Annotated in this window: 17 protein-coding genes; 7 read left to right on the plus strand and 10 right to left on the minus strand. The window is 71.0% G+C overall.

Going from position 1 to position 21,848, the window contains the following annotated elements:
* Positions 1-1,142, minus strand: a 1,142-nt coding sequence (locus VGN18_RS07785) for a PLP-dependent aminotransferase family protein (protein ID WP_327539101.1), incomplete at its 3' end; no start/stop codon positions are given.
* A 93-nt stretch (positions 1,143-1,235) separates the two neighbouring features.
* On the opposite strand from VGN18_RS07785, the gene VGN18_RS07790 reads away from it, so the two are divergent.
* A complete protein-coding gene (locus VGN18_RS07790) occupies positions 1,236-1,871 on the plus strand; it encodes a hypothetical protein (protein WP_327539102.1) in 636 nt (211 codons plus the stop codon).
* 3 nt (positions 1,872-1,874) lie between these two features.
* Here the strand turns inward: VGN18_RS07790 and VGN18_RS07795 are convergent, their stop codons facing one another.
* The 9 genes from VGN18_RS07795 to VGN18_RS07835 form a co-directional block, all read right to left on the minus strand.
* On the minus strand, positions 1,875-2,051 hold the full coding sequence (locus tag VGN18_RS07795; protein WP_327539103.1) for a DUF6104 family protein: 177 nt from the start codon (positions 2,049-2,051) through the stop codon (positions 1,875-1,877).
* Positions 2,052-2,074: 23 nt separating this feature from the next.
* A complete protein-coding gene (locus VGN18_RS07800; RefSeq protein ID WP_327539104.1) occupies positions 2,075-3,076 on the minus strand; it encodes a Gfo/Idh/MocA family oxidoreductase in 1,002 nt (333 codons plus the stop codon).
* Between the two features lie 140 nt (positions 3,077-3,216).
* On the minus strand, positions 3,217-7,035 hold the full coding sequence (locus VGN18_RS07805) for a multifunctional oxoglutarate decarboxylase/oxoglutarate dehydrogenase thiamine pyrophosphate-binding subunit/dihydrolipoyllysine-residue succinyltransferase subunit (RefSeq protein ID WP_327539105.1): 3,819 nt from the start codon (positions 7,033-7,035) through the stop codon (positions 3,217-3,219).
* Positions 7,036-7,162: 127 nt separating this feature from the next.
* Positions 7,163-7,927 (minus strand): ABC transporter permease, encoded by a 765-nt coding sequence (locus VGN18_RS07810; RefSeq protein ID WP_327539106.1) that lies wholly within the window; start codon positions 7,925-7,927, stop codon positions 7,163-7,165.
* Complete coding sequence (locus VGN18_RS07815; RefSeq protein WP_327539107.1) at positions 7,924-8,862, minus strand: ABC transporter ATP-binding protein; 939 nt, start codon at positions 8,860-8,862, stop codon at positions 7,924-7,926. Before VGN18_RS07815 ends, VGN18_RS07810 begins: the two co-directional genes overlap by 4 nt.
* 5 nt (positions 8,863-8,867) lie before the next feature.
* On the minus strand, positions 8,868-9,854 hold the full coding sequence (locus VGN18_RS07820; protein ID WP_327539108.1) for an LLM class F420-dependent oxidoreductase: 987 nt from the start codon (positions 9,852-9,854) through the stop codon (positions 8,868-8,870).
* A 94-nt stretch (positions 9,855-9,948) separates the two neighbouring features.
* Positions 9,949-10,263 carry a hypothetical protein gene (locus VGN18_RS07825; RefSeq protein ID WP_327539109.1) on the minus strand — a complete coding sequence of 105 codons (315 nt, stop codon included), beginning with the start codon at positions 10,261-10,263 and terminating at the stop codon, positions 9,949-9,951.
* Between the two features lie 269 nt (positions 10,264-10,532).
* On the minus strand, positions 10,533-11,087 hold the full coding sequence (locus VGN18_RS07830; RefSeq protein WP_327539110.1) for a GNAT family protein: 555 nt from the start codon (positions 11,085-11,087) through the stop codon (positions 10,533-10,535).
* A 27-nt stretch (positions 11,088-11,114) separates the two neighbouring features.
* Positions 11,115-13,436, minus strand: coding sequence for an amino acid permease (locus tag VGN18_RS07835; RefSeq protein ID WP_327539111.1), 2,322 nt, complete (start codon positions 13,434-13,436; stop codon positions 11,115-11,117).
* 346 nt (positions 13,437-13,782) lie between these two features.
* Here VGN18_RS07835 and kdpF point away from each other — a divergent pair, with 346 nt between their 5' ends.
* The 6 genes from kdpF (at position 13,783) to VGN18_RS07865 (ending at position 21,794) form a co-directional block, all read left to right on the plus strand.
* Positions 13,783-13,872, plus strand: coding sequence for a K(+)-transporting ATPase subunit F (gene kdpF / locus VGN18_RS07840; RefSeq protein WP_327539112.1), 90 nt, complete (start codon positions 13,783-13,785; stop codon positions 13,870-13,872).
* Entirely contained in the window at positions 13,872-15,536 is a 1,665-nt protein-coding gene (kdpA, locus tag VGN18_RS07845) for a potassium-transporting ATPase subunit KdpA (protein ID WP_327539113.1), read from the plus strand. Before kdpF ends, kdpA begins: the two co-directional genes overlap by 1 nt.
* The gene (gene kdpB, locus VGN18_RS07850; RefSeq protein WP_327539114.1) at positions 15,533-17,656 is read left to right on the plus strand and encodes a potassium-transporting ATPase subunit KdpB; all 2,124 of its coding nucleotides are present in this window, start codon (positions 15,533-15,535) and stop codon (positions 17,654-17,656) included. Before kdpA ends, kdpB begins: the two co-directional genes overlap by 4 nt.
* Before the next feature lie 6 nt (positions 17,657-17,662).
* Entirely contained in the window at positions 17,663-18,544 is an 882-nt protein-coding gene (locus tag VGN18_RS07855; RefSeq protein WP_327539115.1) for a potassium-transporting ATPase subunit C, read from the plus strand.
* Between the two features lie 65 nt (positions 18,545-18,609).
* Positions 18,610-21,114 (plus strand): ATP-binding protein, encoded by a 2,505-nt coding sequence (locus VGN18_RS07860; RefSeq protein ID WP_327539116.1) that lies wholly within the window; start codon positions 18,610-18,612, stop codon positions 21,112-21,114.
* Positions 21,111-21,794 carry a response regulator transcription factor gene (locus VGN18_RS07865; RefSeq protein WP_327539117.1) on the plus strand — a complete coding sequence of 228 codons (684 nt, stop codon included), beginning with the start codon at positions 21,111-21,113 and terminating at the stop codon, positions 21,792-21,794. The genes VGN18_RS07860 and VGN18_RS07865 overlap by 4 nt, the downstream gene beginning before the upstream one ends.
* Positions 21,795-21,848: the final 54 nt, after the last annotated feature.

The raw sequence follows: 21,848 nt of genomic DNA on the forward strand, positions 1-21,848 counted from the left end.
CGCTGCGGACGCAGGCGGGCGACGCGGTCGGCGACGATGTCGTCGAGCCGGCCGATCAGCGAGGCCGCGACGACCTGGTCGAGCACCGGTCCGCCCATGTCGATCGAGGTGCGCAGCGCGGCGAGGCGGTGCACGAGATCGGTCGAGGCCCGCAACCAGCCGATGCGCAGGCCGCCCCAGACCGGCTTGGACAGTGACCCGACGGTGATGACGGACGGGTCGAGCTGGGCCGTCGGCGTCTCGGCCGCGGTGAAGCCGAGGTCGACGAACGACTCGTCGACGATCACGGTGGTGCCGGTCTGGCGGGCCACCTTGAGCACGGCGCGGCGGTCGTCGGCGGGCACGAGCGCACCGGTCGGGTTGTGGAAGTCGGGCGTGATGAAGGCGAGCCGGGCCGCGGTCTGGCGCAGCGTGGCGGTCATCTGGTCGACCTGCCAGCCGCCGCCGACGGCCATCGGCACCGGGACGACGCGCCCGCCGCTGGCCCGGATCGCGTCGAGTGCGCCGGGGTAGGTGGGCAGCTCGGTGAGCACGCGGTCGCCCGGGCCGAGGAGCAGGCGCAGCAGCAGGTCGAGGCCGTGCAGCGCACCGTTGGTGACCAGGATCTGGTCGGGGCGGGTCGGCACGCCGCGGCCGGTGAACCGGGCGGCGACGGCCTCGCGCAGCGGCAGCAACCCGGCCGGGTCGTACCCGTCGCCGAGCAGGTGCGGCGCCAGCTGCGGGACGGCCTCGGCCACGGCCTGCGGCACGACGTCGGGTGGGGCCGGCAGCGCGGCGCAGGAGAGGTCGATGACATCGTGCGTGTCGGTGCCCACCCGGCTCCAGCGCGAGAGCGCGGGGCGCGGGGTCGAACCGGCGGGCACGGTGACGTAGCTGCCCGAGCCGGTGCGGCTGGTCAGGAACCCGTCGCGGCGCAGGTTGTCGTAGGCGGCGGTGACGGTGGCGCGGCTCAGGTCGAGCGCCGTCGCGAGTTCGCGCTCGGACGGCAGCCGGGTCTCGGTGGCGACCCGGCCGTCGAGCACCAGCGTGGTGATCGCCCGCGACAGTGCGGCGTAGACCGGCCCGGGCATCGCGCGCAGGTCGGGCAGGCCGGGCAGCAGGTCGGCGAGCGCGCGACCGCCGATGCGGGACGGGGGAGCCATGTCCCGATGCTCGCACGCAATGGCCCGCTGTTCCAGTCCGTCCGCCGGTCAATGGCCGGTTTTCTGCTTGCTTCGGCCTGGCATGCTGGGCGAATGGACCGTCGATCGCTGCCCGTGCGCCTCGTCCAGCTCTACATTGGCTTGACGATCTACGGCCTCGCGGCGGCGCTGCAGGTCCGCTCACAACTCGGCCTCGACCCGTGGGACACGTTCCACCAGGGGCTGGCCCGGCACATGGGCCTGGCCATCGGCACCGTCGTGATCATCGTCGGGGCGGCCGTGCTGCTGCTCTGGATCCCGCTGCGCCAGTGGCCCGGCCTCGGCACGATCAGCAACGTCGTGCTGATCGGCCTGTCGATGAACGTCTCGCTCGACCTACTGCCCGGCGGCGGGCCGCTCGCCTGGCGCGTCGTCGAGATGATCGCCGGCATCGTGCTGGGCGGGGTGGCGACCGGCATGTACATCGGCGCGAACTTCGGCCCCGGTCCCCGAGACGGGCTGATGACGGGCCTGGCCCGCCGCACCGGACGCTCGATCCGGCTCACCCGCACAGGCATCGAGGTGACGGTGCTCGCCGTCGGCTGGCTGCTCGGTGGCACGGTCGGCGTGGGCACCGTCCTCTACGCGGTCGGCATCGGCCCGCTGGCCCAGTTCTTCCTGCCGATCTTCGACTCGGGCCACCGGGTCGAGCCTGAGGTCGACCTGCTCGACGCGCCCAGCACGCTGTAGCGGCTACTCCTCGTCCTCGTCGTCGCGGGCCAGCCAGGTGGCGAGGCGGTCGATCGCGACCTCGAACTCGGGATGCGCGTCGACGAACACCTGCAGTCGGTCGCCCAGCCACTCGACGCTGACCTGCTCGTCGCCGCGCCGGGAGACGAGCTCTTCGATGCCGCGGTCGGTGAAGTACATGACTCGATTCTGCGGCACGCGGTTCAGGCGTCGGCGGGGTACCGCACACCGAGCTGGCGCCGGGCCTCGTCGAGCACCTCGAGGATGCCGACGGTCTCGTCCAGGGGGATCGCCGGGCTCTCGAGCTCGCCGGCGCGCAGGCAGCGCGCGGTCTCGGCGATCTCGGCACGGTAGCCGTTGCCCGGGTCGGGCACGATGTCGATCTCCTCGACGTCGTCCCCGCGGCGCACCACCAGCTCGGTCGCGCGATGGATGCGGGGCTTGATCGAGATCCAGCCGTCCGTCCCGGTGACGAGCGCGGCGAACGGCGACGGCCCGGCGGCGCTGGTGTAGATCTGGCCGACCCGCCCGCTCTCGTAGCCCCACTGCATGCCGACCGTGACGTCCGACCCGGTCGGTGAGAGCGAGCCCGTCACCTGCACGGTGTCGGGTCGGCCGAGGAACAGCCAGGTGACGGTCGTCGGGTAGATGCCCATGTCGAGCAACGCCCCGCCGCCCGCGGCCAGGTCGTAGAGGCGGTGCTTCGGGTCGTACGGGAAGTGCCGCGACAGGTCGGCCCGCACACCGGTGATCTCCCCGATCTCCCCGCCGTGCGCGATCTCGAGCGCCCGCCGGATCGCCGGGTGCAGGCGGGTCCACATCGCCTCCATGCAGAACAGCCGGCGCTCGCGGGCCACGGCGACGACCTCGCGCGCCTGGGCCGCGTTCAGCGTGAACGCCTTCTCCACCAGCACCGGCTTGCCGGCCTCCAGCGCGAGCAGCGCGTGCTCGTGGTGCTGCCCGTGCGTCGTCGCGATGTAGACGACGTCGATGTCCGGGTCGGCGGCGAGCTCGGCGTAGGAGCCGTAGGCCTTCGCGTAGCCGTGCTCGGCGGCGAACGCCTGCGCCCGGCCGAGGTCGCGCGCGGCGATCGCGTGCAACACAGTGCCGTCGGTCGCTGCGATGTCCGGGCTCACTGTCGCAGCGATCCCGCCCGCGCCGAACACGCCCCACCGGATCGTCGAGCCCGGTTCCGACCCCGTCATGCCGTCCCCCAATACGTTGAGTGGCGAGTTCCGCGCTGAATGGCGCTTACTCACTCGCCACTCAACACCAGAACTCGCCACTCAACGAGAGGTGGGGGCGGGGTCGGCTGGGCCCGCAACCGTGCCAGTGCCAGCGCCGCCTAACCGAACGCGGTCGCGACGACCTCCTGCTGCTGGGCCTCGTGGACGGAGTGCGAGCCGACGGCGGGCGAGGCCGAGGCCTTGCGCGAGGCCCGCAGCAGGGCGCGTCCGCCGAGGTGCTCGGGCAGGTTGAGGGCCATGAACGGCCACCCGCCCTGGTTGGCCGGCTCCTCCTGCACCCAGACGACCTCGGCCGCGGGGTACTTCGCCAGCTCGGCCTTGAGCTCGTCGGCCGGCAGCGGGTAGAGCTGCTCGACCCGCAGGATCGCGACGTCGTCACGGCTGTCGGCCGCGCGGGCCGCGGCAAGGTCGTAGTAGACCTTGCCGGCGCAGAGCAGCACCCGGGTCACCTTCGCCGCATCGGCCGAGACGTCGGGCAGCACCGGCTGGAAGGTGCCCGTGGTGAAGTCGTCGATCGCGCTGACCGCCGCCTTGTGCCGCAGCAGCGACTTCGGCGTGAACGCGATGAGCGGGCGCCGGACGGGGGAGAGCCCCTGGCGGCGCAGCAGGTGGAAGTAGTTCGCCGGCGACGAGCACATGGCGACCGTCATGTTGTTCTCGGCACACAGCTGCAGGAACCGCTCCGGACGGCCCGACGAGTGATCGGGGCCCTGACCCTCGTAGCCGTGCGGCAGCAGCAGCGAGACCGCCGAGCGCTGGCCCCACTTGGCCTCGCCCGAGGAGATGAACTCGTCGATGATCGTCTGGGCGCCGTCGACGAAGTCGCCGAACTGGGCTTCCCAGCACACCAGCGCGTCGGGCCGGGCCACCGAGTAGCCGTACTCGAACCCGACGGCCGCGAACTCCGAGAGCAGCGAGTCGTAGGGGAAGAACGGCGCCTGGTCGTCGGTGAGCTCCTTGAGCGGCGTGTACTCCGCACCGGTCTCGCGGTCGATCAGGGTGGCGTGGCGCTGCGTGAACGTGCCGCGGCGGGAGTCCTGGCCGGACAGCCGCACCGCGCGACCCTCCATGACCAGCGAGCCGAACGCGTACAGCTCGGCGGTGGCCCAGTCGACGTTGCCCGAGCTGGCCATGGCCACCCGGCGGTCGATCTGCGGCTTGAGCCGGGGGTGGATCGTGAAGCCCTCGGGCGGGTTCGCGTAGGCCTCGGCGATGCGCTTGATGCCGTCGAGCGCGATCGCCGTGGTGATCTGCTGCGAGGGGGTCTCGTGCTCGATCTCGCCTTCCGGCGCCGGCTTGTCGGTGGCGTTGCGCGTCTCGACGAAGACCTTCTCGAGCTGGGCCTGGAAGTCCTTCAGCGCGGCCTCGGCGTCCTCGATGGTGATGTCACCGCGGCCGACGAGGGCCTCGGTGTACAGCTTCCGGACGCTGCGCTTGTGATCGATGATGTCGTACATCAGCGGCTGCGTGAACGACGGGTTGTCGGCCTCGTTGTGGCCGCGTCGGCGGTAGCAGACCATGTCGATGACGACGTCCTTGCGGAACTCGCGGCGGTACTTGACCGCGAGCTCGGCGACCCGCACGCAGGCCTCCGGGTCGTCGCCGTTCACGTGGAAGATCGGGGCCGCGATCATGCGGGCGATGTCGGTGCAGTACAGCGACGAGCGCGACGACGACGGCGAGGTCGTGAAGCCGACCTGGTTGTTGACGACGACGTGCACGGTGCCGCCGGTGCGGTAGCCGCGAAGCTGCGAGACGTTGAGGGTCTCGGCCACGACACCCTGACCGGCGAACGCGGCGTCGCCGTGCATGAGCACGGGCAGCACGGTGTAGCCGTCGTCGCCCTTGTCGAGGAGGTCCTGCTTGGCCCGCACGATGCCCTCGAGCACCGGGTCGACGGCCTCGAGGTGCGACGGGTTCGCGGTGAGCGACACGGCGACCTCGTTGCTGCTGGCCGCGTGGAAGGTGCCCTCGGCGCCGAGGTGGTACTTCACGTCGCCCGAACCCTGGGCGGTGCCGGGGTCGATGTTGCCCTCGAACTCGTTGAAGATCTTCGAGTACGGCTTGCCGACGATGTTGGCCAGCACGTTGAGCCGGCCGCGGTGCGGCATGCCGACGACGACCTCGTCGAGATCCTGGTCGGCCGCCTCGGCGAGAACGGCGTCGAGCAGTGCGATGACGGTTTCGGCACCCTCGAGCGAGAAGCGCTTCTGGCCGACGTACTTCGTCTGCAGGAAGGTCTCGAACGCCTCGGCGACGTTGAGCCGGCCGAGGATGTGCAGTTGGGCATCCCGGGACGGCTGCGCGTGCTTGACCTCGATGCGCTGCTGCAGCCAGCGCCGCTGCTCGGGGTCGGTGATGTGCATGTACTCGACGCCGACGCGGCGGCAGTAGGCGTCGCGCAGCACGCCCAGGATGTCGCGCAGCTTCATCAGCTTCTCGCCGGCGAAGCCGTCGACCGGGAACTCGCGGTCGAGATCCCACAGGGTCAGCCCGTGGCGGGTGATGTCGAGATCGGGGTGGCTGCGCACGGTGTACTCGAGCGGGTCGGTGTCGGCCATCAGGTGGCCGTTGGCGCGGTAGGCGTTGATGAGCTCGATGACGCGGGCGTTCTTGCCGATCTGGCCCTCGTGACTGAACTCGCGGTCGACCAGCCAGCGCACCGGCTCGTACGGGATCTTCAGCGCGGCGAAGATCTCGTCGTAGAACTCGTCGGCCAGCAGCAGCTGGTGGATGCGCCGCAGGAATTCGCCCGACTGCGCGCCCTGGATGATGCGGTGGTCGTAGGTGGAGGTCAACGTCATGATCTTGCTGACGGCCCGCTCGGTGAGCTGCTCGTCGCTCATGCCGCTGAACTCGGCGGGGTACTCCATGGCGCCGACGCCGACGATCGTGCCCTGACCCTGCATCAGGCGCGGCACCGAGTGGTTGGTGCCGATGGTGCCCGGGTTGGTCAGGCTGATCGTGGTGCCCTGGAAGTCCTCGGTGGTGAGCTTGCCGCCGCGCGCACGCCGGATGATCTCCTCGTAGGCGTTCCAGAACTCGGCGAAGTCCATCCCCTCGGACGCCTTGATCGAGGCGACGACGAGGGAGCGGGAGTCGTTCTTGCCGACGAGGTCGATGGCGATGCCGAGGTTGACGTGCTCGGGCGTGACGACGTTGGGCTTGCCGTCGATCTCGGCGAAGTAGTTGTTCATCTCCGGCGTCGTGGCCAGCGCGCGGACCACGGCGTAACCGATGATGTGGGTGAAGCTGACCTTGCCGCCACGGGCCCGGCGCAGGTGGTTGTTGATGACTACGCGGTTGTCGGCGAGCAGCTTGGCCGGTACGGCCCGCACGCTGGTGGCCGTCGGCACGGTGAGCGACTGCTCCATGTTGAGCACGACGCGGGCGGCGGCGCCGCGCAGCACGTTCGAGCCGGCCGTGGCCTCCTTCGCCGCCGCGGGCTGGGCCTTGGGGGCGGCCGGCGACTTCACGTTCTCGGCGGCCGGGCTCTCGGCCGGCTTGCCCTCGGCGCGGCTCGCGGCCGGGGTGGGTGCCTTCGTGGGCGCCGGCTGCGTGTCGGCGGCCTTCGTCGCCGCCGGCTGCGTGTCGGCCGCCTTCGTCGCGGCCGGCTTCGTGTCGGCCGGCTTCGTCTCGGCCGGCTTCGTGTCGGACGCCGCCGAACCGTCGGCCTCGTCGGCCTCGTCGGCCTCGTCGGCCTCGTCGGAGTCACGGCGGGCGCTGCGACCGGAGGCGTTCAGCGGGGTGCCGACACCGGGCTTGTAGTCGTCGAAGAAGTCGTGCCAGGCGGCGTCGACGCTGTCGGGGTCGGCGAGATAGCGCTCGTACATGTCCTCCACGAGCCACTCGTTGGCGCCGAAATCGCCGCGGGTGGAAGGGGATTCACTGGTTGCCGGCTGCTCCGTCGTCGCCACAGTTTTCTGGCCATCCTCGAGTTGTCACACGATGCGGATACGCAAGCGTCGAGACTACGCGTAACGGCTCGGCCCGGCATGCCCGGAGGCACCGGATGTGGGTCAAGAGACGCCCGGGAATGCGCCGTTATGTGATGTCACGGTTCATCGAGTAGGCCGCGCCGATGATCGCCGGGACGAAAGCCCAGAGCAGCAACACCACGATGCCGCCGCCGAGCGGCAGCAGGTGCACGCCGTCGACGACCTCGGTGGTGCCGGTGGTGTGCAGGATCGCCTGCACACCACCGTTCGGCGTGAACGGCCACGCCTTGCGCACGACCGGGATGGCGAGCAGCACGTTCTCGATGATCAGCAGGAAGATGATGCCGACGACGACGGCCACGATCTGGTTGCGGACGAGAGCGCCGAAGCCCAGGCCGACGATGCCGAAGAGCGCGATGACCCCGAATCCGCCGATGATCGCGTGCTGGATCTGGGAGTTGCCGAAGTCGACCGAGATGTTGCGGGCGGACAGCCATGGCAGGGCCACAGCGAGCTGGGCGATCAGCGCGACGAGCGCGTAGCCGACCCCGAGCACCGCGTAGGTGATCATCTTCGCGGTGGTGACGGCCCACCGCGACGGCGTCTGCAGGAAGGTCGGCGTGATCGTCTGGTAGCGGAACTCGGTGGTGACGCCGAGGACGCCGAGTACGAACACGAGGATGTAGCCCGGCCCGGAGGCGGCGAAGGACGCGAACAGGTCGGGCACCTGGCGTGCGGTGCGCACGCCGTCGCGCGGGGCGATGCCACCGACGACGAGCAGCACGCTGAGCCCGGCGGTGGCGAGCAGCAGCCAGAACCAGACCTGGGTGGTGCGCAGCTTGAGGAACTCGGCGCGGATCAGCCTGATCATGCGGGACCACCTCCCGGCGGCGGGGCTTGCGGATCGGAGGGCGCCGAGGTGAGCGCGAAGAACAGCTCCTCGAGGTCGGAGCGCTGCGCGACGAGCTCGTGCAGCTCGACGCCGGCCCGGAACGCGGTGTGCCCGACCTGCTGGTTGGTCAGGCCGCGGACGCTGAGGGAGTTCGGGCCGGTGCGGGTGATGTCGGCGCGCTCGTCGGCCAGCGCCGCCTGCAGCCGCTCGACGTCGGGCGAGGTGACGACGACGCGGTCGGTGCCCGCGGTCAGCTCCTCGATCGAGCCCGAACGCACCAGCCGGCCGCGGTTGAGGATGACGATGCGGTCGGCGACCTCCTGCACCTCGTTGAGCTGGTGGCTCGAGACGAGGACGGTGCGGCCCTCGGAGGCGAGGCGGCGCAGCAGGCCGCGCAACCAGCGGATGCCCTCGGGGTCGAGCCCGTTCGCCGGCTCGTCGAGCACGAGGACGGCGGGATCGCCGAGCAGGGCGGCGGCCAGGGCCAGCCGCTGCCGCATGCCCATCGAGTAGCCCTTGACCTTGCGCTTCCCGACCTCGTACAGCCCGACGATGCGCAGCACCTCGTCGGCGCGCTCGAGCGGGATACCGGCGACGGTGCACATGATGCGCAGGTGGTTACGGGCCGAGCGGGCCGGATGGAAGCTCGACGACTCGAGCGCCGCCCCGACCGTCCGCGACGGGTTGCCCAGGTGCCGGTACGGGCTGCCGCCGATGGTGGCCCTCCCGCCGGTCGGGCGGACGAGGCCCAGCACCATGCGCAGCGTCGTCGTCTTGCCGGCGCCGTTCGGCCCGAGGAACCCGGTGACCGAGCCGGGCTCGACGGTGAAGCTGAGCCGGTCGACCGCGCGGACCTGACCACGGAAGACCTTGCTGAGGTCGTCGACGACGATGCGGCCGGCCGGCGCGCTCACGGCGGTCACCGGAACTCGGGCGCTACTCGGGTGGTGAACAGCTCGATGCTCGACAGGTCGTACGCGGCATCGGCGAAGTAGGTGATCGCGTAGCTCATGCCGATCTTCTCGGCCTCGCGCAACCTCTCGACGATGAGCTCGGGCGTGCCGACGAGCGGGCCGTTGGCTAGGTTCGCGAGGTTGCGCTCGACCTGCTCGGCCGGCAGCAGCGGCTCGTAGTGGGCCCGGAACCAGGCCAGCTTGTCCTGCACGTCCTTCTCGGTCTCGCCGATGATCACGTTGTAGTTGGCCGAGCGGGTGATCGCGTCGAAGTCGGTGCCGACGTCCCGGCAGTGCCGAGCCAGGACCTCCGACTTGTGCCGGAAGTTCTCGAGGACGGGGTCGAAGTTGGTGTACTGCGCGTACTTGGCCGCGATACGCAGTGTCTTCTTCTCGCCGCCTCCGGCGATCCAGAGGGGTATGCCGCCGTCCTGCAGCGGCAGCGGGCGGGAGATGGCGCCGTCGACCCGGTAGTGCTTGCCGTCGAACGTCGCCCGGCCCTCCGTCCAGAGCTGGCGCATGATCTGCACGCCCTCGTCGAGCATGCCGAGCCGCTCGCCCGCGCCGGGGAATCCGTAGCCGTAGGCGTTCCACTCGTGCTCGTACCACCCGCCGCCGATGCCCATCTCGACGCGACCACCGGAGATCACGTCAATGGTCGCTGCGACCTTGGCCAGGTAGGCCGGGTTGCGGTAGCCCATGCACGTGCACATCTGCCCGAGCCGCACCCGCGAGGTCGTCGCGGCGAACGCGGCCATGAGCGTCCACGCCTCGTGCGTCGCCTCGTCGGTCGGCACCGGCACCGTGTGGAAGTGGTCGTAGACCCAGATCGACTCGAACGGCCCGGCCTCGGCCCGCGCGGCGAGCCGCGACATCGTCGCCCATTGCTGGGCCGGGTCGATGCCGGCGAGATCGAGACGCCAGCCCTGCGGGATGAAGAGACCGAATCGCATGTGATCACCCTAGGGGTCAGGTGGCGTGTCGATCGATCACCGGCGCGGTTCACAGGTCGGGCCGGCATCAGGGCGGCCCGGCGCCGCGGGTGGGTCAGTCGGAGTCCTCGTAGTGCCAGTTCTCGATGTCGAGGCTGCGCTCGCGCAACCAGTGCGAGGCGTCGAGTCCGGTGGTACGGATCAGCTGGTCGAGGAGATGGTGCGCCATGTCGAGCATGTTGAGGAACAGGTGCTCCGCGACGTCGTCGCCGGCGATGCCGACGGCCTCGCCGGCGAGCTCGGCGAAGGTGTCGCCGAAGTGGTCGGCGAAGTGATCGCCGTCGGGTGTGTTGGCGCGCATGGTGACGATCGCCAGGGTGATGCGCGCCAGCTGCTGCTGGGCCTCGAGGGCATTGAACGTCGCGGTCATGTCCGGTCCTTCGGCTGGAGTGAGAAGGTGTTCTCGCCGGTCCCGGCGACAGGGGACGCGCGCGCGGCCGGTGGTCGCCGGCTGGTCTTCGCGAACGGATTCGCGCCCCTGGAACAGAGATCAACGATCTTGTGAGCCCCTGATCGGCGGCTCATTCGCCTTCTGAAGGAAATCCATCGGGAAAAACCCTCCAGCCGCCCGATTTACGCCCCGAACAGTCGCGAAATAGGACAATTCACCGGAGCCGGGCCGGAATTATTCCGGATCCGTCACTCCGGGCGGAGCGCGCCGAAGATCAGCATGTCCACCCGCCGTCCGCCGATCTCCTGGTGGCGGCGGAGCAGTCCCTCGCGGCCGTAGCCGGCGGCCTCGGCAGTGCGGACCGATGCCTGGTTCCACGGCTCGATGTAGAGCTCGACGCGGTGCAGGTCGGGCACGCGCCACGCGAACGCGGTGAGCGCGACCAACGCGTCACGAGCGCGCCCCCGACCCCGGTGCGGCGGGGCGACGCAGTAGCCGGCGGCCGCCCGGCCGCCCGGCAGCCCGGCGAGCCAGAGCCCGGCCTGGCCCAGTGGCTCGTCGCTGTCCGCGTCGGCGATGCAGAAGGACCAGCCGTACCCGGTCCGCGCGCGGTCGTGCTGGCGCTCGATGTAGGCCCGGGCGTCGTGGCGGTCGCAGTGCGGTGGCAGCGACCCGGTCAGCGGCACGTAGGGGTCGCCGGACAGCTCGACGACCATGTCGACGTCGCGCTCGGTGAAGGCCCGCAGCCGGACCGACCCGGCGAGCGGATCGTCGTCCGGCCAGGGGAGCGGGGGCGAGGTCACGCCTCGATCCTGCCCTGCGCCCTCGGGTCAGGCCGGGACCAGCAGTTCGTAGACCGGGTTGGCGATCGCCAGGTGGCCGCGGTACTCACCCACCCGGCCGGTCGCCCGCACGACCGTGCCGGGAACGAGGCCCGGGATGCAGGTGCGTCCCATGAAGAGCAGTCGCAGGCCGCCGGTGTCGTCGAAGATCTGCACCTCGAGCGAGCGGCCGGCCGTGGTGCCGAGCTGCACCGACTTGATGCGCCCCTCGACGGTGATCTTCTGTCGCCACGAGGCATCGGCGATCGCGGTGGTGCCTTCGGAGTGGCAGAACGCGGGCACCTTCGTCTGGTCACCCCGCGTCGCCGGCAGCGCCGGCTCGACGGACGTGGCGGCCTGCCGGGTCTCCAGCCGCTCCATCGCGTCGGCCGACAGGGTCGTGTCGAACGGGACGATCGTGGCCGCGACGTGGGGGATGCGCCCGACCGCCTCGGCGATGCGGTCGGCGGTACGGTCGTGCAGGAGGCGCTGCGAGATGCGGCGGAACGTGCGGCGGGGGAGCAGGACGGTGACCTCGGTGCGGTCCTGCACCACGGTCTCGTAGGCGAGCTCGGCGATGCTGCGCACGAGGCGCCGGTCGGGGCAGTCGATCATCTCGAGCGGGAACCGGTCGCTGAGGCCGCGATCGATCCACTGCTGCTGCAGCGCGGCCGCCGCCACGTTGTCCAAGGCGATGTGCACGACGCGCAGGTCGGTGGGGCGCAGGCTGCCGGCGTAACGCAGCGCCCGCAGCACCGCGAGGTCGAGCCGGTCGACCAGCACGAGGATCGTGTGATGGCCGTAGTGCGCGGCCTCGGCCTGGTCCTGACGGATCCACGTGACGAGATCGAGCGAGCGGGCCTCGCCGCGGTACTGCCGGTTGAGCCGCATGAGCACGGCCCAGCCGACCGGGAAGAGCAGCACGACCAGCCATGCGCCCTCGCTGAACTTCACCACCGCGAAGATCAGGACGACCAGGGCCGAGACGAGCCCGGAGGTCAGGTTGATGGCCAGCTTGTGCCGCCACCCGGTCTCGCGCCGGGTGTGGTGGTACTTCGCCATGCCCAACCCGGCCATGGTGAAGCCGGTGAAGACACCGATCGCGTAGAAGGGGATCAGCTTGTCGACGTGTGCGCCCACGCCGAACAGCAGGGCGAGCGCCGCCGCGGTGAGCACGATGATGCCGTTGCTGAACGCGAGGCGGTGCCCGCGTCGCGTCATCTGCCGGGGGAGGAAGGAGTCCTCGGCGATGAAGCTGGCCAGGAACGGGAAGCCGGTGAACGGCGTGTTCGCGCCGGTGAACAGGATCAGCGCGGTCGCGACCTGCACCAGGACGAAGCCGATGTGCCCGTACCAGGCGCCGCCGAACGCGGCGTGGGCCACCTGGCTGATGACCGTCGGGCTGCCGCTCTCGTAGGGCGTCGCCCGGGTCTGCCAGGCGAGGAAGGAGATGCCGAGCACCAGCGTGCCCAGGATGACGCTCATCGTCGACAGGGTGCGACGGGCGTTGCGGCCCTCGTCCGGCTTGAAGGCGCTGACACCGTTGGAGATCGCCTCGAGCCCGGTGAGCGAGGCGCCGCCGTTGGCGAACGCCTTGAGCAGCACGTAGATCGCGGCGAAGGTGAAGATCGCGTGGTGGTTGTCGTGGACGTTGATGAGCGGGTTCTTCGGGTCGTGGGTGGCGGCGATGACCGGCAGATCGCCCAGCAGTTCGCGGATCACGCCGATGACCACGATGAGCCCGGCCGAGAACGCGAAGAGGTAGGTGGGCAGGGCGAAGGCCTTGCCCGCCTCGCGCACGCCCCGCAGGTTGCCGAACGCGAGGATCAGCACCGCGACGACCGTGATGGTCAAGGCGGTTGACTTCGAGTTCAGCGCCGGGACCAGCGAGGTGATGGCCGCGGTGCCGGCCGCCGCCTGCACCGCCACCGTCACGATGTAGTCGATGAGAAGAGCGACCGACGCGATCTGGGCGACCTTGGGGCCGAAGTTCTCCCGAGCGACGACGTACGAGCCGCCGGCCCGCGTGTAGATCATGACGACCTCGCGGTACGACAGCGTGGTCAGCAGCAGCAGGGCCAGCACTACGGCGGTCATGGGCATCAGCAGGTGGAACCCGGTGAGCCCGAAGATCGGCAGCAGCATGATGAGCATCTCCTCGCTGCCATAGGCCGAGGAGGAGATGCAGTCGCTCGACAGCACGCCGAGCGCCGCCTTCTTCGACAGCTTCTCCTCGTGCAGCGAGGCATTCACGAGGGGCTTGCCGAGCAGCACCCGCTTGGCCCGGTAGCGCCGGGTCTCGGGCAGGTCGACGTCGGCGGCAGTGCTCACGATTCCGACGGTAGGTAGCCCGCGCCCCGGCCGCCGCGGTACTCACGCATCACTCACGCCCGGTCGGGTGTGACCGCCGCGACAGCCCGGGCCGGTTCCCGTCCGGACCTCGTGAGCCCGTCGCGAGGAAGGCGTGAATAGGACCTTTGCCGCAGGAAATCGCCGTTCCTGAGGGTCAGCATTGCCGGCATGACTGATTTCTGGGCGATCGCCGTGACCTTCGCCGTGTTCGCGTTGCTGGCCCTCGTCGCGAAGGGGGTGGAGAAGCTGTGAGCGACGCTTGGGGAGCGAGCCGCGGGCCCGGCACGCCTCCGGCGGCCGGACCGTGCGAAGCGAGGGTAGGCCGATGAGCGGGTCCAATGTCGTCGGGCTGATCCTCGCCATCGGGGTCACCGCGTTCCTCGTGTACGCGCTGCTCTTCCCGGAGAAATTCTGATGACCGACGCCTGGGCCGGGGTGGTCTTCGTCGGGACCCTGGTCGTGGCGCTGGCGCTGGTGCACAAGCCGCTGGGTGACTACCTCGCCCGAGTGCTGACCGGCGCCAAGCACCTGCGGGTCGAGCGTGGGGTCTACCGTGCTAGCGGCATCGACGCCGACGCCGACCAGACGTGGTCGACCTACCTGCGCTCCGTCCTCGCCTTCAGCGTGGTCGGCGTCGTGTTCCTCTACGCCTTCCTGCGGGTGCAGCAGCACTTCTGGCCGCCCTACGCGGTGCCGCAGATGACCGCCGACCAGTCGTTCAACACGGCGGCGAGCTTCGTGACCAATACGAACTGGCAGTCGTACTCGGGCGAGAACGCGCTCGGCTACGTGGTGCAGATGGCCGGCCTCGCCGTGCAGAACTTCGTGTCGGCCGCCGTCGGCATCGCCGTGGCCATCGCGCTCGTGCGCGGCTTCGCCCGAAGCCGCACCGATCGGCTCGGCAACTTCTGGGTCGACCTCACCCGCATCTCGCTGCGCGTGCTGCTGCCCATCGCGATCCTGTTCGCGATCGTCTTCGTCGGCGCCGGCATGATCCAGAACCTCCACGACTACCAGACCGTGCACACCATCGCGGGTGGCACGCAGACGATCACCGGTGGACCGTTCGCGAGCCAGGAGGTCATCAAGGAACTCGGCACCAACGGCGGCGGTCCGATGAACGCCAACTCGGCGCACCCGTTCGAGAACCCGACCACCTGGACGAACTGGCTGGAGATCTTCCTGCTGCTCGTCATCAGCTTCTCGCTGCCCCGCACGTTCGGCCGCATCGTGGGCGACAAGCGGCAGGGCTACGCGATCGTGGCCGTGATGGCCCTGCTGGCGATCACGAGCGTCGTGCTGCTGACGACCTTCCAGGGGATGCACCACGGCACCGTGCCGACGGCGGTCGGATCGGCGACCGAGGGCACCGAGCAACGCTTCGGCGTCGCCGACTCCGGTGTGTTCGCCACCGCCACCACGTTGACCTCCACCGGCGCGGTCGACTCGTTCCACGACTCATACACCAGCCTCGGCGGCACGATGACGATCCTGAACATGGCCCTGGGCGAGATCGCGCCCGGCGGCACCGGCTCCGGCCTCTACGGCATGTTGGTGCTCGCCGTCCTCACCGTCTTCGTCGCCGGGCTGATGGTCGGGCGGACACCGGAGTACCTCGGCAAGAAACTCGGGGGACGGGAGGTGAAGTTCGCCTCACTGTACCTGCTCACCACCCCGGCCCTCGTGCTCGGGGGAACCGCGCTCGCGATGGCCCTCCCGGGGGAGCGGGCCGGCATGCTCAACGCCGGTCCGCACGGCCTGTCCGAGGTGCTCTACTCCTTCACGTCCGCCGCCAACAACAACGGCAGCGCGTTCGCCGGCATCTCGGTCAACACCGCTTGGTACAACTACGCGCTCGGCATCGTGATGCTGCTCGGACGCTTCCTGCCGATCATCTTCGTGCTCGGCCTCGCCGGGTCACTCGCCCGGCAGCAGCCCGTCCCGGTCTCCGACGGCACGCTGCCCACCCACCGCGGACTGTTCGTCGGCATGCTCACCGGCGTCACGGTGATCGTCGTGGCCCTCACCTACTTCCCCGCGCTCGCGCTCGGGCCGCTCGCCGAAGGACTTCACTCATGAGCGCCGCACCGCACCGCGTCCAGGGCGGCCGGCTCGACCCGCACCTGCTCTGGACGTCGCTGCCCGACGCCCTGCGCAAGCTGAACCCGGCCACGCTCTACAAGAACCCGGTCATGTTCCTCGTCGAGATCGGGGCGGTGTTCACGACCGTCCTCGCCGTCGCCGACCCCACGGTGTTCGCCTGGACGATCGTGGTCTGGCTCTGGCTCACCAGCCTGTTCGCCAACGTCGCCGAGGCGGTCGCCGAGGGACGGGGCAAGGCCCAGGCCGACGCGCTGCGCCGGGCCAAGACCGACACGGTGGCCCGCCGCCTCGTCGACCGCGACGACTGGAGCGGAGCCGAGGAGTCGGTGCCCGCGCCGGAGTTGCAGCGCGGCGACTGCGTGGTCTGCGAGGCCGGTGACGTGATCCCGGGCGACGGCGACGTCATCGAGGGCATCGCGAGCGTCGACGAGTCGGCCATCACCGGCGAGAGCGCGCCGGTGATCCGGGAGAGCGGCGGTGACCGCAGCTCGGTCACCGGCGGCACCCGGGTGCTGTCCGACCGGGTGGTCGTCGAGATCACCCAGCAACCCGGGCAGAGCTTCATCGACCGCATGATCGCGCTCGTCGAGGGGGCGAGCCGGCAGAAGACGCCGAACGAGATCGCGCTGAACATCCTGCTCGCGTCGCTGACGATCATCTTCCTGCTGGCGACGGTGACCCTGCAGCCGCTGGCGATCTTCTCGAAGGTGAACCAGCCCGGCGTCGCCGACACCTCAGCCCTGGACCAGAACGGCATCACCGGCATCGTCATCGTGTCGCTGCTGGTGTGCCTGATCCCGACCACGATCGGGGCGCTGCTCTCGGCCATCGGCATCGCCGGCATGGATCGCCTCGTGCAGCGCAACGTGCTGGCGATGAGCGGCCGGGCGGTGGAGGCGGCGGGTGACGTCGATACCCTGCTGCTCGACAAGACCGGCACCATCACGCTGGGCAACCGGCAGGCGAGCGAGTTCATCCCGATCGCCCCCGCGACCGTCACCGAGCTCGCCGACGCGGCCCAGCTGTCGTCGCTCGCCGACGAGACGCCGGAGGGCCGCTCGGTCGTCGTGCTGGCCAAGGCCGAGTACGGGCTGCGAGAGCGACGGGCCGGCGAGATCGGTCACGCGACCTGGGTGGAGTTCACCGCGCAGACGCGGATGAGCGGGGTCGACCTGTCGCCCAGCGACACCGAGCCCGAGCGGGAGATCCGCAAGGGCGCCGCCAGCGCGGTCATGGCGTGGGTCCGCGACAACGGCGGCCCGGTCGACCCGGCGACCGGCGCGGTCGTCGACGGCATCAGCGCGAGCGGCGGCACCCCGCTGCTCGTGGCCGAGCGCGTCGCCGGCGCCCCGCCGCGCATCCTCGGCGTCGTGCACCTGAAGGACATCGTCAAGGCGGGTATGGCCCAGCGCTTCGACGAGCTGCGCCGCATGGGCATCCGCACGGTGATGATCACCGGCGACAACCCGCTGACGGCGAAGGCCATCGCCGAGGAGGCCGGGGTCGACGACTTCCTGGCCGAGGCCAAGCCCGAGGACAAGATGGCGCTGATCAAGCGCGAGCAGGCCGGCGGCAAGCTCGTCGCGATGACCGGCGACGGCACCAACGACGCGCCGGCGCTCGCCCAGGCCGATGTCGGCGTCGCCATGAACACCGGGACGTCGGCGGCCAAGGAGGCCGGCAACATGGTCGACCTCGACAGCGACCCGACCAAGCTCATCGAGATAGTCGAAATCGGCAAGCAACTGCTGATCACCCGCGGTGCGCTGACCACGTTCTCCATCGCCAACGACGTCGCGAAGTACTTCGCGATCATCCCGGCGATGTTCGCCGCGGTGTACCCGGGGCTCGGCACGCTCAATGTGATGAGGCTGCACTCGCCGCAGTCGGCGATCCTGTCCGCGGTCGTGTTCAACGCGCTCGTCATCGTGGCGCTCATCCCGCTGGCCCTGCGCGGCGTGCGCTACCGGCCGGCCAGCGCCAGCGCCATGCTGCGCCGCAACCTCTGGGTCTACGGCCTCGGCGGCGTCGTCGTGCCGTTCCTCGGCATCAAGCTGATCGACCTCGTCATCCAGTTCATCCCCGGGATCCGGTGACCTCTCATGCGTACTGTTCCTGACTCCCTCCGGCGCCTCGGCGCGGCGCTGCGGATCCTGCTCGTGCTGACCGTGCTGGTCGGCATCGCCTACCCCCTCGCCGTCACGGCGATCGCCCAGGTGCCCGGCCTGCAGTCGCGGGCCGACGGCTCGCCGGTCACCCGCGACGGGCAGGTCGTCGGCTCGGCGCTGCTCGGCCAGAGCTTCGCCGACGCCAAGGGCACCCCGCTGCCGCAGTACTTCCAGGGCCGGCCGGGTGGCTACGACCCGACCGCCTCGGGGGCGTCCAACCTCGGGCCGGAGTCGATCGTCGACACGCTGCCCGATCCGGCCGTGAAGGGCGATCCGGGCCGCCCGAGCCTGCTCACCCAGGTGTGCACGCGCAGCGTCGCCGTCGGTCGCGAGTTCGGCGCCGACGGCCGGCGGCCGTACTGCACCGCTGACGGCGTGGGCGCGGTGCTCGCCGTGTTCTACGCGCAGCCGAGCTACCGCGGTGCGATCACGCGGGTGGTCAGCGTGAACCAGGCGTGCCCGGCGGCGCCGTTCGTCGCGACCTACCGCGGGGTGCCGGTGCAGTGCGCCCGGTTCGGGGGCGACTACGCGGCCGGGAAGCTGGTGCCGGTACGGGGCGCCGCGCCGAGCCGCCCCGCGGTGCCGGCCGACGCCGTGACGGCCTCGGGTTCCGGTCTCGACCCGGACATCAGTCCGGCGTACGCGCGGCTGCAGGAGCGGTCGGTGGCGCGGGCCCGCGGCATCAGCGTCGCGCAGGTCGCAGCGCTCGTCGCGGCGCACGAGCACGCGCGTGATCTCGGTTTCCTCGGCGCGGCCCGGGTGAACGTCCTGCAGCTCAACCTGGCCCTGGACGCGCAGTACCCGCTGCGCCGGTAGCACGACGGCGCGCGATGATGGCGACGGACCGCGCGGCGGGCGCGAACGACGGGACGGGAAGCGCGATGGGACGCGGCACGCTGCGCATCTATCTCGGTGCGGCGCCCGGCGTGGGCAAGACCGTGGCCATGCTCGACGAGGGCGCCCGCCGGCTCGCCCGCGGCACCGACGTCGTCGTTGCGTTCGCCGAGACGCACGGCCGGATCCACACCGCCGAATGCCTGGCCGCCCTGCCGGCCGTCGCCCGGAAGGCGGTGCGCTACCGCGACGCCGCGTTCGAGGAGATGGATCTCGACGCCGTCCTGGCCCGCCGCCCGAAGGTCGCGCTCGTCGACGAGCTGGCACACACCAACGTGCCCGGCTCGGGTCGGCACGAGCGGCGCTGGCAGGACGTCGAGGAACTGCTCGAGGCGGGCATCGACGTGATCACCACGTTGAACATCCAGCACCTCGAATCGCTCAACGACGTGGTCCAGGAGATCACCGGGGTGGCCCAGCGCGAGACCGTGCCCGACAGCGTCGTCCGGGCGGCTGATCAGGTCGAGGTCGTCGACATGGCCCCCGAGGCGCTGCGCCGGCGCATGGCCCACGGCAACATCTATCCCTCCGAACGGATCGACGCCGCGCTCGGCAACTACTTCCGTGTCGGCAACCTGACCGCCCTGCGCGAGCTCGCGCTGCTCTGGCTGGCTGACTCGGTCGAGGAGGGGCTGCAGCGCTACCGCACCGAGCACGGCATCACCGATACCTGGGAGACCAAGGAGCGGATCGTCGTCGGGCTCACCGGCGGCCCCGAAGGCGAGACCCTGGTGCGCCGGGCCTCGCGCATCGCCGCGCGCACGGCCGGTGGCGAGCTGCTGGCGGTGCACATCGTCCGCAGCGACGGTCTGGCCGGACCGGGCGTCGCGGCGCTGACCGGGCAGCGCCTGCTGGTCGAGTCCCTCGGCGGCACCTACCACTCGGTCATCGGCGACGACGTCCCGTCGGCCCTTCTGCAGTTCGCCCGCAGCGTCGACGCCACCCAGATCGTGCTCGGCACGTCGCGGCGGGGAGGACTGGCCGCCGCCGTCACCGGGCCCGGCACCGGCGCCACCGTGACCCGGCTGTCCGGTCCGATCGACGTCCACCTCGTCAGCCACGACCACGCCGGCGGAGCGGGGCTGCGGTTGCCGCGCCTCACCGGCGGGCTGACCCCGCGACGCCGGCTGTCGGGCCTGCTCGTCGCCGCCGTGCTGCTGCCCGCGCTCACCGTGCTCTGCACCGCGGCCAGGAGCAGCCTCGACTTCGCGACCGACGTGCCGCTGTACCTGCTGGCCGTCGTCATCACCAGCCTGGTCGGCGGCTTCTACCCGGCGCTGGCCAGCGCCGTCGCGGCCAGCCTGCTGTTGAACTACTTCTTCGTGGCGCCGACCCACACGTTCACGATCAGCGAGCCGTCGAACCTGGTCGCGGTGATCACCTTCCTGCTCATCGCCGTGCTGGTCTCCCAGGTCGTCGACCTCGCCGCGCGTCGGTCGGTGCAGGCGGCCCGCGCCGGCGCCGAGGCCGAGACGCTGTCGACGTTCGCCGGCAGCCTGCTGCGCGGGGAGCAGGCGCTGCCCGCGCTCATCGAGCGGGTCCGGGAGACCTTCGCGATGAACTCGGCCAGCCTGCTGCGGCACGACGAGACGACCCGCAGCTGGATCAGCGAGGCGGCGGCCGGCAGCGCGCCGCCGCGTACGCCGGCCGAGGCCGACGCCACCACCAGCGTCGACGACCTCGAGCTCGCGTTGCGCGGGCACGCGCTGACCGCCGGTGACCAGCGCGTGCTCGGGGCGATCGCCGCCCACCTCGCCGTGGCCTACCGGCAACAGCGGCTGGCCGAGGCGGCCCACGCGGCCGAACCGCTCGCGGAGTCCGACCGGCAGCGGACGGCGCTGCTCAACGCGGTGAGCCACGACCTGCGCACCCCGATCGCCGCGGCGAAGGCGGCGGTGTCCAGCCTGCGGGCGTCGGAGGTCACCTGGAACGAGGCCGAACGGCGCGAGCTGCTCGGCACGGCCGAGGACGCTCTCGACCGGCTCACCGAGCTGGTCACCAACCTGCTCGACCTGTCGCGGCTGCAGGTCGGTGCCCTGCCCGTCGTCCCCGGCGTCGTCGGCGTGGACGACGTCGTGGCCCGCGCGCTCGACCACGTGGCGCCCGACCGGCACATCGAGGTCGACGTCCCCGCCGACCTGCCCGAGGTGCGGGCCGACGCCGGCCTGCTCGAGCGGGTGATCGCGAACGTCGTGCAGAACGCGATCCGCCACACGCCGCCCGACTCGCCGATCCGCATCGCCGGCAGCAGCCACCAGCAGCGGGTCGAGCTGCGGGTGATCGACCGCGGCCCGGGCATCTCGGCCGAGGACGCCGACGCGGTGTTCCGGCCGTTCCAGCGCACCGACGACAGCCACGCGAGCGGCGACGGCGTCGGGCTCGGCCTGGCCATCGCGCGCGGCTTCACCGAGGCCATGGGCGGCGAGGTCGGCACCGAACCGACCCCCGGCGGCGGCGCGACGTTCGTCATCACCCTCGAGGCGGCGACATGAGCGCGGGCCGGATCCTGCTGGTCGAGGACGAGAAGCCGCTGCTGCGAGCCCTGGCCATGAACCTCGTCGCCCGCGGGTACGCCGTCACCGAGGCCGAGACGGGGACGAAGGCGCTGACCGCGCTCGCCGATCACCAGCACGATGTCATCGTGCTGGACCTCGGCCTGCCCGACATGTCCGGCGTCGACGTCATCCGCGCCGTCCGGGCCTACGCGTCGACACCGATCATCGTGCTGTCGGCCCGCAGCGGCAGTGCCGACAAGGTCGAGGCCCTCGATCTCGGCGCGGACGACTACGTGACCAAGCCGTTCAGCATGGACGAGCTGCTGGCCCGCCTCCGCGCGACGTCGCGTCGCGTGGCGACGGCGGACGAGGCGGTGACGGCAACCGTCGGGTCGGTGCACATCGACCTCACCCTGACCACCGCCACCGACCGCGAGGGCAACGCGGTGCACCTCACCCCGACGGAGTGGAAGATCCTCGACGTGCTGCTGCGCCGGCCGGGCAAGCTGGTGAGCGGTGACGCCCTGCTGACCGCGGTGCGGGGATCGTCCGAGCACACCGATCCGAGCTACCTGCGCATCTACCTGGCCCAGCTACGGCGCAAGCTCGAGCCCGAGCCGAGCCGGCCCCGGCACCTCATCACCGAGCCCGGGATGGGGTACCGCTACCGCCCGTGAGGCGGGCCAGCGTGGCGACGGAGGCGAGCGAGCCGAGCAGCGCGCCCCGGCGGG

Source organism: Jatrophihabitans sp. (assembly GCF_036000465.1).
Taxonomy (GTDB): Bacteria; Actinomycetota; Actinomycetes; order Mycobacteriales; family Jatrophihabitantaceae; genus Jatrophihabitans.